The following is a 12,712-nucleotide window of genomic DNA, read 5'->3' on the forward strand; positions in this document are numbered from 1 at the left end:
GCGGCGTCGGCGTTCCTGGCCGAGCAGTTCGCCACCCTTGTCGTTGCTGTTAGTCATAAACATACCCGTTTGCCTATCCCTTATCTTAAGGGCGGAACGGTGTCCTGTCTTTCATGGGGCTCGTTCAGGGCCTGCATCCTGACCCTAGGCAGATTTGGATGCCCTAAACCGTCCGGCTAAGAGATCTCGTCTATCAAGCCTCAATGTTCGCTCTATTAGAAGTCTTCTCCAGGTTGACTAGTCTTTGTTTCGGCACCCCTTGATAACCATGGCAGATCAGAGCGCGTCCATTGGATACCCGGCCGTAAACCGCCCCGTCTGCTTTGTGCACCCGGCCATCTGGCGCTGGGACAAGCCTGTAAGACAGAGACCGACACACCCGATGAGGATCAGCAGCAGCCTGTGGCCCTGCCGAACCAAGAAACCGACCCCAAAGGTACAAGCAGATGGCGAACGAATCGAAATGCCCGTTCCTTCACGCTGCGGGCGGCGGCACCCGGAATCGCGACTGGTGGCCCGACCAGATCAATCTGAACATCCTGCATCAACACACCGAGAAGTCGGACCCGATGGACCCTGACTTCAACTATGCCAAGGCGTTCGCGAGCCTGGACTTTGCCGCGCTGAAGGCCGACCTGCGGACACTGATGACTGATTCCCAGGAGTGGTGGCCCGCCGATTTCGGCCACTACGGTCCGCTGTTCATCCGCATGGCCTGGCACGGCGCAGGGACCTACCGCACCGCCGACGGCCGCGGCGGAGCCGGTTCCGGCCAGCAACGCTTCGCGCCGCTCAACAGCTGGCCGGACAACGTCAGCCTGGACAAGGCCCGGCGTCTGCTCTGGCCGATCAAGCAGAAGTACGGTCGCAACATTTCCTGGGCCGACCTGCTGGTGCTCACCGGCAACGTTGCCTTGGAATCGATGGGCGTCAAGACCTTCGGCTACTCCGGTGGCCGCCAGGATGTCTGGGAGCCGGACGAGGCGGTCTACTGGGGGTCGGAAACTACCTGGTTGGGCGGTGATGTGCGCTATGCCGGCAGCGGCGAAGGCCCGCTCGTCGCCGAGCCGCAGTTGCACGGCACTGAAGAAAGTCGCAACGACGCGCCAGGTCGCGACCTGGAGAGTCCGCTGGCCGCGGTGCAGATGGGCCTGATCTACGTGAACCCCGAAGGTCCCGAAGGCAACCCCGACCCGGTCGCTTCAGGCAAGGACATACGCGAAACCTTCGGTCGCATGGCCATGAACGATGAAGAAACCGTGGCATTGATTGCCGGTGGCCACGCTTTCGGCAAGACCCACGGCGCGGGACCTGCGACTGCCGTGGGTGCCGAACCGGAAGCGGCAGGCCTGGAACAGCAGGGCCTGGGCTGGAAGAACAGCCATGGTATCGGCAAGGGCCCGGACACCATCACCAGCGGCCTGGAGGTGATCTGGACCTCGACACCGACACGATGGAGCAACGAGTACCTGGAGAATATGTTCAAGTTCGACTGGGAGCTGACCAAGAGCCCAGCCGGGGCGCACCAGTGGAAGCCGAAGAACGGCGAGGGCGCCAATCTGATTCCCGATGCGCACGATCCCGACAAGCGTCATGCACCCTCCATGCTGACCGCCGATCTGGCGCTACGCTTCGACCCGATCTACGAACCGATCGCGCGCCGTTTCAAGGACAACCCCGATCAGCTCGCCGACGCATTCGCGCGAGCCTGGTACAAGCTCATTCATCGTGACATGGGTCCGCTGTCACGGTTTCTCGGCCCGGAACTGCCCGAAGAGGAATTGCTCTGGCAGGACCCGATACCGGATGTGGACCACGCGCTGGTAAACGAAGAGGATATCGCGACGCTCAAGGCCAAGCTCCTGGATTCTGGCCTGAGCGTGCCTGAACTGGTATCCACCGCCTGGGCGGCGGCTTCGACCTTCCGCGGCTCCGACAAGCGCGGCGGAGCCAATGGCGGTCGCCTGCGCCTGGCGCCGCAACGGTTCTGGGCGGCCAACCAGCCAGAGCGACTGGACAAGGTGCTCCAGGTGCTGGAGAAGATCCAGGGCGAATTCAACGGTGCTCAGTCCGGTGGGAAAAGGATTTCCATTGCCGACCTGATTGTCCTGGCGGGCAGCGCGGGCCTCGAAAAGGCTGTCCAGGATGCAGGGCACAGCTTCAGTGTGCCGTTCCGGCCGGGTCGGATGGATGCTTCGCAAGAGCAGACCGATGTCGAGTCGTTCGGCTTCCTGGAGCCTCAGGCCGATGGGTTCCGCAATTTTTCCAAGGGCCGGTTCAAGGTCGCCGCCGAAAAGCTGCTGGTGGACAAGGCGCAGTTGCTGAACCTTGGTGCGCCCGAGATGACGGTATTGGTCGGCGGCCTGCGGGTGCTGGGGATTACCGCGGAGGGGAGTTCGGACGGAGTGTTCACCGACAAGCCGGGCACCTTGAGCAATGACTTCTTCGTTCACCTGCTGGACATGGGGACCGAGTGGCAACCTGTATCGGAAGATAACGAGCGCTTCGAGGGCCGCGATCGGCGGACCGGGCAAGTCAGATGGACAGGAACCCGCGTCGATCTGGTGTTTGGCTCCCATGCCCAACTGCGTGCCTTGGCGGAGGTCTACGCCAGTGCCGATGGACGGGAAAAATTCACCAAGGATTTCATCGCCGCCTGGGTGAAGATCATGGAACTGGATCGCTTCGACCTGGCATAAGCTCGACCCCCCGCGCATTGCGCGCGGGGGGCCGCTCGGGTGTGCGGATGCCAACAGATGACGGTGGGTACGCTGTACTGAACAGGTGAGATAGTCAAAAAACTGACTATTTCGGTGCCTTTATACTGACTTTTTCGGATGATAGACGAATATTTGACTAATGCCCTTGGCGAATGAGAGATTCAGGGCTACACCTAGGAGTGGCACATTGCCTTAATTCCTGCGCAGCTCGTTCAAGAAGGGACACATTCCATGCGCCAAGTTAGTTACCGCGCCGACATAGACGGCTTGCGGGCAATAGCGGTGATCGCCGTTTTCATCCATCACCTTAGCGCGAGTGTGTTGCCAGGTGGGTTCATAGGCGTCGATATTTTCTTCGTCATTTCCGGCTACCTCATTACCTCGCAGGTATTTCAGGAAGTGCGTGCGGGCAGTTTTTCCCTCAGGCAGTTTTACCAACGCCGTATCAATCGCATCGTTCCCGCGCTGGCCACGGTCCTGCTGGCATGCGTTGCAATCGGCGCCCTGTTGCTCTCACCGCTCGACCTCGCGCGGCTGAACGCCAACGCACTGTTCGCCTTGCTGGGTTTGTCGAACCTCTTCATCTGGGTCAAGTACGGCAATTACTTCGCCGCCGACGCGGGTGAGGCGCCGCTGCTGCATACCTGGTCGCTAGGCATCGAGGAACAGTTCTACGTGATCTGGCCGTTGGCCGTGCTGCTGGTCTACCGATTCGCGCCGCGATACCTGCTATGGATCCTGGGCGTGGGGGTGGTGCTGGCAGTCGGTCTGTCCGAATATGCCACCGGCGTGTTCGCCACAGCCTCCTATTACCTGCTGCCGATGCGCTTCTTCGAACTGATGCTGGGAGGGTGGCTGGGCATCTGGCATCTGCAACGGACACCGCAGGTAGGCCAGGCCCAGGCATGGGCGTGTCGCCTGGTGGGATACGTGTTGATCGGCGCCTCGCTGCTGCTGATCGGAGAAGACACAGCCTTCCCAGGGATCAACGCGCTATGGCCATGCCTGGGCGCGGCGTTGTTGATCCACGCTGGGTCTGGGGGGCGGACGGCGACGCTGCTGGGTAGCCGGCCCATGGTGTTCGTCGGGTTGATTTCCTATTCGCTGTATCTCTGGCACTGGCCGCTCATCGCGTACCTCAATTATCTGGACATACCGATCAGCCTGACCCTGGCGAGCGCGGTGGTGGTTATCGCGGTGCTGCTGGCGTGGTTGACTTGGCGTTATGTCGAAAAGCCGTTCCGCCGCTCGGGCGCGCGATTAGGCTTCACCCAGGTGGTCAGCCGGCGCTTCGCGATGCCGGCGCTGTGCCTGATGTTGCTGGCCGGTCTGACTCAGGCGTTCAATGGTTTCCCGCAGCGCTTCAATCCCACGGTCGAGCGCCTGGAAGCCATGACACAGGACAAGCCCGCTGAAATCCGCCGCGGTTGTCACGTCGCCAACGCCCTGTATGGCACAGCGCCGAATGGCGATTGCCGCCTTGGCGCGCCGAAGCCCGCGATCGACGGAATCCTGGTCGGCGACTCGTTCGCCAATCATTTCAGCGGGATGGTGGATATCCTGGCACGGCCCGACAATATCAGCCTGATGGACTATACCGTCGACTATTGCCTGCCGGTCCTGGGATACAGTGGCGGCATGCCTCCTGTCTATGCCGAGCACTGCAAGCGACGCAACGAGCGTGTATACGATCTGATCGAGCGTAACAACTACCCTTATGTCGTGCTGGCCGGGAGTTGGCCGCGCGACGAAGCCGCGGAGGAACTGATCGAAGCCAGTATCCAACGCGCTGTCGAGCACAGCGGGCAGGTCATCGTCATCTTCAAGAATCAGCCCATCGAAGATGCGGCCACCTGTCCCATCCGCCGCCTGATGTTCAATCCGAAACGCCACTGCGACGCCTTGCAGGCTGCCCGACCTCACTACTGGACCGACATCCGCAACAAGTTTCCCCAGGTGCGCTTCATCGACCCCAACCAGGTTATCTGCCCGCAGGGGCATTGCAGTCCGTTGATCGACGACAAGCTGTTGTACCTGGATAACGCCCACCTCAATGAAGTGGGCTCCCGCTACATCGGCAAGACGCTGCTCGACAGGGGCTTCTCGTTGCTCAAGGACCCGCCGGCGAGGTCCTGACCTGCAGCTTCGCCGACGTCACGAGGCGCCCCTGTAACAGGGGCGCCTCGTGACGCGTTCGCGAGCGGATTCTTCGAGCGATTGGTCAGTTGCGGTCCAGCCACACGGTCTGCACGTTGCAGAACTCGCGAACGCCGAAGTGCGACAGCTCACGGCCGAACCCACTCTTCTTGACCCCACCGAACGCGACGCGTGGATCCGAGGCGCAGTAACCATTGATGAACACGGCACCGGTATCCAGCGCTTCGGTCATCCGCTCGGCCAAGGCCGCGTCGGCGGTGTAGATGGTCGCAGCCAGCCCGAAGTCGCTGTCGTTGGCCAGTTCCACGGCATGGTCGGCGTCGCGGGCAACGGTGATGGCGGCCACCGGGCCGAACAGTTCCTGCCTGAAGGCGGTCATGCTCGGGGTCACGTCGCCGAACACGGTCGGTTCGTAGTAGTTGCCCGCGCTGTCTGCCTTCTTGCCACCCAACAGCAAGGTGGCGCCTTCGGCCAGGGTTGCCTGAACCTGACCGTCGAGCTCGTCTCGCAGGTCGAAGCGGGCCATCGGGCCGATGTAGGTGGCCTCATCCAGCGGGTTGCCGACCTGCAACTGACGCGTGGCTTCGACGAACTTGCGCGTGAACTCGGCGGCGATGCCTTGTTCCACGATCATGCGCTTGGCAGCGGCACAGACCTGGCCAGTGTTCTGATAGCGGCCAATGACCGCGGCCTTGACGGCGGCATCCAGGTCGGCGTCGGCCAGTACGATGAAGGGGTCCGAACCGCCCAGCTCCAGAACGCATTTCTTCAAAGCCGCCCCTGCCTGCGAACCGATGGCCATGCCGGCGCGGACACTGCCGGTCAGAGTGACGGCGGCGATGCGCGGGTCGTTGATGGCTCGGGTAACGCCGTCCGGAGTGACGTTGAGTACCTCGAACACGCCTTGCGGCAGGCCGGCCTGCTTGAAGACGTCCAGCAGCAGATAGGCGCAACCCATCACGTTCGGCGCATGCTTGAGGACGTAGGTGTTGCCGGCGATCAGGGCTGGGACCGCGCCACGCAGCACCTGCCAGATCGGGAAGTTCCAAGGCATCACGGCCAGGATCGAGCCCATGGGACGGTACTCGATACGCGCCTTGTCGTTTTCTACCAGCGTCGGTTCGGCGGCGAGCATGGCCGGGCCATGTTCGGCGTACCATTTGCAAAGGTTCACGCACTTGCCGACCTCGCCGCGTGCCTGGGCAATCGGCTTGCCCATTTCGCGGGTGATCATCGTGGCCAGTGCATCGATATTGGCCTGGAGTGCGTCAGCCAGAGCGACCAGGTACTCGCTGCGCTGGACCAGCGACACTCGACGCCATTGCGCGAAACCGACCTTGGCGCGTTGCAGCGCCGCTTCCAGCTCGGCGTCGGTATCGAATACGTAATGGCCGATCCGTTCGCCGTTGTGCGGGTCGACGGAAATGGCATGGGTCAGGCTGCTGATCTCAGGCATGGCTGGACTCTCGTTGTTGGCTTTGGTGATATCCAGACTAATGGGCTGGGGGTTTGTTGAAAACTGAATAATAATGAGCGAAACATTCACGATTGGAGAACGACTGTGGACCTGGTGCAGCTGGAGATCTTCAAGGCCGTCGCGGAGCAAGGCAGTATCAGTGCAGCCGCCCAGCATATTCATCGGGTACCGTCGAACCTGACCACGCGTATCAAGCAGCTGGAGCAGGACCTGGGCGTTGAGCTGTTCATTCGAGAAAAACATCGCCTGCGGTTATCCCCGGCGGGCTGGAACTTTCTCGAATACACCCGACGTATACTTGACCTGGTCCATGAGGCACGCCTGACCGTGGCAGGCGAGGATCCGCAAGGCACTTTCGCCCTGGGTTCGCTGGAAAGCACAGCGGCGGTGCGCATCCCGGGGATGCTGGCGGCGTACAACCAGCGCTATCCCAAGGTCGACCTCGATCTGTCCACCGGTCCCTCCGGGACCATGCTCGAAGGGGTCCTCGCCGGGCGCCTGGTGGCCGCCTTCGTCGATGGCCCGGTGCTGCATCCGACTTTGGAAGGCATGGCCGTGTTCGAGGAGGAAATGGTCATCATCGGTCCGCTCAACCATACCCCCGTGACCCGTGCCCGTGATGTCAATGGCGAGAACATCTATGCTTTCCGAGCCAATTGCTCCTACCGTCACCACTTCGAAAGCTGGTTCGTGCGTGACGAGGCGGTACCGGGCAAGATCCATGAGATGGAGTCCTACCATGGCATGCTGGCCTGCGTCAGTGCCGGTGCCGGGCTTGCTCTGATGCCGCGCAGCATGCTCGACAGCATGCCTGGAGCGAGTACGGTAAGCGTATGGCCGTTGTCGGAGCAGTTCCGCTATCTCAAGACCTGGCTGGTCTGGCGTCGCGGCACCGTGTCGCGCAGCCTGAGCACCTTCGTCAAGTTGCTGGAGGAGTATCGCGTGCTCTCATGAAACTGGATGCCTGTGTCAGTGCCTTGCATGACGAGGGGTTCGTGTTGATCCCCGACGTCCTGGACCACGCCCAGATCGCCGGTCTGCGCCGCGCCATCGATGGCTTGACGCCCCTGCACTGGGACTATCAAGGGTTGCTCGAGCACTACAAGTGCGTCTTCAATCGGGATCCGTCGTGGCTGCCGTTCCTTGATCTTGCCCCGCTCATCGACCTGGCCGAGGCCTGCCTTGGAGACGACTGTCATGTCATCGGTCAGACCGCGTGGCGTAGCCATCCCGGTTATCCGGGCATGGATCTGCACCTGGATCACCTGGCCATGGCGCTGCCGGAATGGGTCTGGGCACGGGCCGATTTTCATCTGCCCATGCAGATCCTCACGGCCCAGATGTACCTTACGGATATCGATGAAACCATCGGGCCTACCTGGGTGGTCGCGGGCAGTCACCGGGCGGGGCGGGCGCCGTTGGCCGACGAATGCGGCTGGCGGGGAGAGCAGGCACGCCCCATCTTGTGCCGGGCAGGCGATGTGCTGGTATTTCGCAGCGAGCTCTGGCATGCCGGAGGTGCCAATGGCAGTGACCATGCCCGCGACATGCTGCAAGTGCATTATGGGCGCCGCATGGTCGCCCAGAAGTTCTCGCCTTACCTCCAATGGCAGTTCGACCCCCGCGTGATCGCTGCCGCCACGCCCCGGCAGCGTCGACTCCTGGGCGAGCATGCGGAGGCCGAATACGATTGAGCGGCGTGTCGGCTCAGCGTGGCGCCTTGATAGCTAATACATTGCACAGCGGATGCTCGACGACATGGGCGGTGGTTCCACCCAGGAAAGTGCGCAGCGCGTCGTGATGGTGAGTGCCCATGACGATCACATCGGTGCGGCTGTGACTGACATAGTGGGCAATCGCCTGGGTGGCGGGCCCTTCGAGAAAATGGCGATGCTCCAGCGCGATCCCGTGATGATCGCCCAAGCGATTGAATGCCATGCGCTGTGCCTTGCGCACGCTGCCATCGAAGCCGGGCATGGTCACTGTACCGGCCCCGAAATCGGCCAGGTGGGTGCGAGCTGCATCGCAGACGTGCAGCAGGTGCATCTCGGCGTTGCATTGCAAGGCCAAGGCATGCGCTGCGCCAATGACCTGCTGGTCGAGGTGTTCTCCGGCGCCCAGGCTGGCGAGGTCGACGGCGGCGGCTATCTGTCGGGGCAAGGGGCAGCGGATCTCGCTGACCAGATGTACCGCGACTGGGCTTTCCTTGAGCAACTGCCAGTCCAGTGGCGTGACCAGCAGGCGCTTGAGCGCCGGCTCATGCTGAACATCCTTGACCACAAGATCACAACCCAGGTGCTCGATCCGCTGCAGGGTGCTGTCCAACAGGTCACGTGTGAGAATCAGGTCGGTCGATACGTCAATGCCAAGGTCACGCATCTGCTCCATCTCATCGAGCAACCATTGCCGATTGTCGTCGAGCAGACGATCGCGCGCTTGGCTCTCGCCCATCAGGCCGAAGGTATCGATGTCATCGACGAACACCTGGATATCCAGCAGCGCGCCGTTCGATTGTGCCAGCGCCGCTGCTCGTTGCAGGGCAGGGGTATGGCGCATCTGCGGCCCGAGCATGACCAACAATCGCTTGAACTGGCTCATCCCACACCTCCCGGTGCGAAAACCCCCGATACACTACGATATCCCGGCCCCGCCCGGTTCCACTCTTGAGTCTAGTCCCCCGATCACCGACAGGGAGGCCGATCATCGTCGATCGACCCCTGTACCTCATGCAACGTCGACGAGGACGATTTCGCTTTCCTCGAGCGCTTCGACACTGAGCACTGTTTCATCATCGATAGCTACACCGTCTCGAGCATTGGCGCGCAACCCGTTGATTTCTATCGATCCCTTGGCCAATACGAGATAGGCTTTGCGGCCTGGTTCCAAGTGGAACTCTGTTTTTTCGCCCGCTCCCAAGGTAGCCGCCAGCAGGCGCGCATCGGTACGGATCCGCAGGCTCTCTTCATCGCCAGCACGACCGCTGGCGAGGGTCACGAAGCCTTCGCCGCGTTCTCCCTTGGGAAATGGCCGAACGCCCCAGGACGGCGCATCGCCGGCACGTTCCGGGATGATCCAGATTTGGAAGATCAGTGTGTCGACCGATTCGAGGTTGTATTCGCTATGGACGATGCCGCTTCCGGCGCTCATGACTTGCACGTCGCCGGCCTCGGTGCGGCCTTTGTTGCCCAGGCTGTCCTGGTGGGTGATCGCCCCTTCGCGGACATAGGTGATGATTTCCATGTCCCGGTGCGGATGCGGTGGGAAACCGCTGCCAGCGGCAATCAGATCATCGTTCCAGACCCGCAGGTTGCCCCAGCCCATGCGAGCGGGATCGTGGTATTCGGCGAAGGAGAAATGATGATGGGCATCGAGCCAACCGTGATTGGCATGGCCAAGTGCTACGAAAGGTCTGAGCTGCAGCATGATCTTGCTCCGTTGAATCGTTGAGATGGAGCAATGATGCGCTTTTGAAGTATCGAATTTAAGCGTAAATATCGGCTAATAATTATCAGCTTTATCGATTTATACAGGGCGACCGCACTAGTAACGCGTCAAGGAGCCTGCTTATCTGGCGGAGTCTTGGCGTTCGGCTTCCAAATTTTTGGTGATGCAGATGGCTTCATCGCGGGACAAGCCCGCTCGCCACTGGGGCATGAGATAGCGATGGCGAGCGGGCTTGTCCCGCGATGAGGCCATCTGCGTCACAGAGGATCAAGGGGGTGCATACCGAGGCTGACGACACCATGAAGTCTCCCGTATGCGTCAGACATCCTATGATCGAACATGCACTTGGGCGGCTAATTCACTGATATCCAAGCAATCGCTGGCAGCTTGCGGCGGATTCCGCCACCATGACGCCTCGTTCAATTTCAAGTGGAGTGAGCGTGTCCCACGACCATCCCCAGGGCTCGGCCGAGCTGATGCCGCCAGCCCAATTGCCTTGGTTCCGACGCCTCGTCGCTCGCGTGTTGGGGCGAGGCCTGAGCCGGATGCAGGCGCAACACCGTGATTCATGGTTCCTCGGCCATGCCACCGGCCAACGCGCCGGGCATGCCGATGGCCTGCGCGAAGGTTACGATCGTGGACGGGTCGACGGCTATGAAGCAGGCCGTCAGGTCCTGGTGATTCGTGACAGCCGACCCGAGGGACATGGCGCACCTGGCCAGGACGACAAGCTCTTCGACGACTGGCGCCTGCCGTTGACCGCCGAACTGAAGAAGCGCTTCAAGACCGACGTCGCTCAGCGCCTGCCTGTCGAAGCGCAGCCCAGTGCGGCGCAGTGGAAAATGATCTTCAGCGAGACGCCGTCCACCTGCGTGGTGGCGGGAGCAGGCGCGGGCAAGTCCACGTCGCTGGTCCTGCGTATCCTGTTGCTACGCCAGTACCTGGGCTACGAGCTGGACGCCATGACAGTAGTTACCTTCACCCGCGAATCGCGCAAGGATTTCATCAAGCGCTTGATCCAGCTGTTCGACCTTTGGCAGGCGCCCATGAGCCAGCCTCAAGCGCGTGAACTGGTGCGTACATTCCATTCCCGCATCCTGCCACTGATCCGCAGCCTCCCGGGTTTCGGCCAGGTGCGTGCCTTCGAGACCCTCGGCAGCGAGCTTCCCGAAGGCGCCGAAGCCAATGCCGACAGCAACCCTTTCGACCTGCGTATCAACGACGCCCAGCGGCAACAGTTGAATCTGTGCTACCGCGATCTGCTGCAGGGCAGCCCACGTTTTGCCGAGCTCATCGGCGGCTTGCGGCGCGAAGCCTTGCAGCTCAAGCCCCTGGATCCCGATCATCCCGACGTACAGAAGCGTGTGGCCGTCACGCAACTGTCGGCGCAACGGGACGAGGAACTCTGCGATGTGATCGAGGACCTCTGGTTCGCCGCGGGTGTCTGGCCGATCAAGGGTGTCGAACCCTGTCGGGATACCGTGGAAATCCGTGGCAGCCGCTTCCACGTCCATGGGTACCTGACAGAACTGGACGCCTGGGTGGTTCTGGGTTTCGACCCGGTAGAGAGCCAGCAATACAAGCGCCCTGGCGCAAAGTTACCGGTGTGGGCCGAATGGGTGATAAAGCGCACCCTGTTTCAAGCTTTCTGCGATAAGCCGTTGATTTGGTTGGAAAACTATGCCAGCGCTAAACGCCTGGCTTCATCCCTTGCGGGAGATGCGGTGGCAGGACCTGGCTTCGAGTACAAGGTCAAGGGCGAACTGGCGCCCGCGCCGCTGCTCGATGCCTTCGTGGCCGCGGCAAACTTCATCGAGAATCTCGGTCTCGATGTGGCGGTGGCCGTCGGTGGCATGAGTTTTCCGCCGGGTGATACCGATGCGTTGTTTTTCGAGGCCTTGAGCCTGTACTGGAAGGCGCTCGAATCGCACTTGCTGGCGCAGTCGCCACCGATCATGAGCTATAACCGCATGTTCGCCCTGTTCGGCGAGAACAGCCCGGAGAACCTTCGTCTGCTGCCCGATCCATTGCTGCGTCCGTTGGCGCATCTGATGATCGACGAGTTCCAGGATGTCTCGCCGCAGATCGTCAGCTGGTTGCGCGCTTGCCTGGGCGAAATTCGTCGTCGAGGCTCGGCCATGCATATCGGACGCATTGCCCAGCATTCCTCGCTGCTGTGTGTGGGAGACGACTGGCAATCGATCTATGGCTGGCGCGGAAGCTCGCCCAAGTACTTCATGGAATTCACCAAGACCTTTCCTTCGCCAGCCAATACCCGTGTCATGCTGGTCGACAACTATCGCAGCCATCAACACATCATCGATGCCGCGGAACACCTGGTCAAAGGGACGCCATCGATCCCTGGTAAGAAGGCCAAGGCCTGCGGCCCGGCAGCCGAACGACCTCTCGAGCCGGTCAGGGTCATGGATCGAGACGAAGCGGGGTTGGCGCAGACCCTGATCGAGCATTATCAGAACGGTGAAACCGTCATGATGCTGTATCGAAAAAGTAGTGATAAGGCACTGATTTCGCAGCACTTGTTGCCTGTGGTTCAGCGGGAATCCAGTTTGCCGCCTGCCGAGCGCCGCTTGCGTATGTTGACGTACCACAGCGCCAAGGGACTGCAGGCCGACGCGGTATTCATGCTGGGCGATTGCAGCTACCTGACCAGTTCGCCGTACAAGAATCAGGTCTACCGCCTGGCCGACCTGGGGCGGACGGGCGATGCGCAGCCGTTCGATACGGCGCAGAAGGAGGAGGTCCAGCGCTTGGCCTATGTCGCCGTGACCCGGGCGATCAGCCACTGCTATTGGCATGTGGAGCAGGCCAGCGACGAGGCAAGGCAGTTGCCTCGCGCCTCCAGTCAGGTGCAGGGCCGGCAGGCGTTTTTCGAAGACCTGCGCGGACAGTGACG

9 protein-coding genes are annotated in these 12,712 nt (G+C 61.4%); 6 read left to right on the plus strand and 3 right to left on the minus strand.

Annotation, left to right across the window (positions count from 1 at the left end; translation table 11 throughout):
- From G7009_RS27530 to G7009_RS20365, 3 genes are all read left to right on the plus strand, one after another.
- Positions 1–180, plus strand: a 180-nt coding sequence (locus G7009_RS27530) for a hypothetical protein (RefSeq protein ID WP_219856706.1), incomplete at its 5' end; no start/stop codon positions are given.
- Positions 181–446: 266 nt separating this feature from the next.
- A complete protein-coding gene (gene katG, locus G7009_RS20360; protein ID WP_181131897.1) occupies positions 447–2,699 on the plus strand; it encodes a catalase/peroxidase HPI in 2,253 nt (750 codons plus the stop codon).
- 252 nt (positions 2,700–2,951) lie between these two features.
- Complete coding sequence (locus tag G7009_RS20365; RefSeq protein ID WP_181131898.1) at positions 2,952–4,856, plus strand: acyltransferase family protein; 1,905 nt, start codon at positions 2,952–2,954, stop codon at positions 4,854–4,856.
- Positions 4,857–4,941: 85 nt separating this feature from the next.
- Here the strand turns inward: G7009_RS20365 and G7009_RS20370 are convergent, their stop codons facing one another.
- The gene (locus G7009_RS20370) at positions 4,942–6,333 is read right to left on the minus strand and encodes an aldehyde dehydrogenase family protein (RefSeq protein ID WP_181131899.1); all 1,392 of its coding nucleotides are present in this window, start codon (positions 6,331–6,333) and stop codon (positions 4,942–4,944) included.
- Between the two features lie 105 nt (positions 6,334–6,438).
- Here G7009_RS20370 and ptrR point away from each other — a divergent pair, with 105 nt between their 5' ends.
- Together ptrR and G7009_RS20380 are read left to right on the plus strand one after the other, a co-directional pair.
- Positions 6,439–7,308, plus strand: a complete 870-nt coding sequence (ptrR, locus tag G7009_RS20375) for a putrescine utilization regulator PtrR (protein WP_181131900.1) — start codon at positions 6,439–6,441, stop codon at positions 7,306–7,308.
- Positions 7,305–8,048, plus strand: coding sequence for a phytanoyl-CoA dioxygenase family protein (locus tag G7009_RS20380; protein ID WP_181131901.1), 744 nt, complete (start codon positions 7,305–7,307; stop codon positions 8,046–8,048). The genes ptrR and G7009_RS20380 overlap by 4 nt, the downstream gene beginning before the upstream one ends.
- A gap of 13 nt (positions 8,049–8,061) precedes the next feature.
- On the opposite strand, the gene G7009_RS20385 is transcribed toward G7009_RS20380, so the two are convergent.
- Together G7009_RS20385 and G7009_RS20390 are read right to left on the minus strand one after the other, a co-directional pair.
- Complete coding sequence (locus G7009_RS20385; RefSeq protein WP_181131902.1) at positions 8,062–8,952, minus strand: universal stress protein; 891 nt, start codon at positions 8,950–8,952, stop codon at positions 8,062–8,064.
- A gap of 126 nt (positions 8,953–9,078) precedes the next feature.
- Complete coding sequence (locus tag G7009_RS20390) at positions 9,079–9,777, minus strand: pirin family protein (protein ID WP_181131903.1); 699 nt, start codon at positions 9,775–9,777, stop codon at positions 9,079–9,081.
- Between the two features lie 428 nt (positions 9,778–10,205).
- On the opposite strand from G7009_RS20390, the gene G7009_RS20395 reads away from it, so the two are divergent.
- Positions 10,206–12,710: a UvrD-helicase domain-containing protein gene (locus tag G7009_RS20395; RefSeq protein ID WP_181131904.1), complete on the plus strand. Its 2,505-nt coding sequence runs from the start codon at positions 10,206–10,208 to the stop codon at positions 12,708–12,710.
- The last annotated feature ends 2 nt before the right edge of the window (positions 12,711–12,712 follow it).

The organism is Pseudomonas capeferrum (genome assembly GCF_013523055.1).
GTDB lineage: Bacteria > Pseudomonadota > Gammaproteobacteria > Pseudomonadales > Pseudomonadaceae > Aquipseudomonas > Aquipseudomonas capeferrum_A.

Excerpts from the sequence above, each read along its gene's own strand:
- G7009_RS20365 (WP_181131898.1), top strand. The coding sequence starts at position 2,952 with ATGCGCCAAGTTAGTTACCGCGCCGACATAGACGGCTTGCGGGCAATA.
- G7009_RS20380 (WP_181131901.1), top strand. The coding sequence starts at position 7,305 with ATGAAACTGGATGCCTGTGTCAGTGCCTTGCATGACGAGGGGTTCGTG.
- G7009_RS20395 (WP_181131904.1), top strand. The coding sequence starts at position 10,206 with ATGACGCCTCGTTCAATTTCAAGTGGAGTGAGCGTGTCCCACGACCAT.
- G7009_RS20385 (WP_181131902.1), bottom strand. The coding sequence starts at position 8,952 with ATGAGCCAGTTCAAGCGATTGTTGGTCATGCTCGGGCCGCAGATGCGC.
- katG (WP_181131897.1), top strand. The coding sequence starts at position 447 with ATGGCGAACGAATCGAAATGCCCGTTCCTTCACGCTGCGGGCGGCGGC.
- G7009_RS20370 (WP_181131899.1), bottom strand. The coding sequence starts at position 6,333 with ATGCCTGAGATCAGCAGCCTGACCCATGCCATTTCCGTCGACCCGCAC.
- G7009_RS20390 (WP_181131903.1), bottom strand. The coding sequence starts at position 9,777 with ATGCTGCAGCTCAGACCTTTCGTAGCACTTGGCCATGCCAATCACGGT.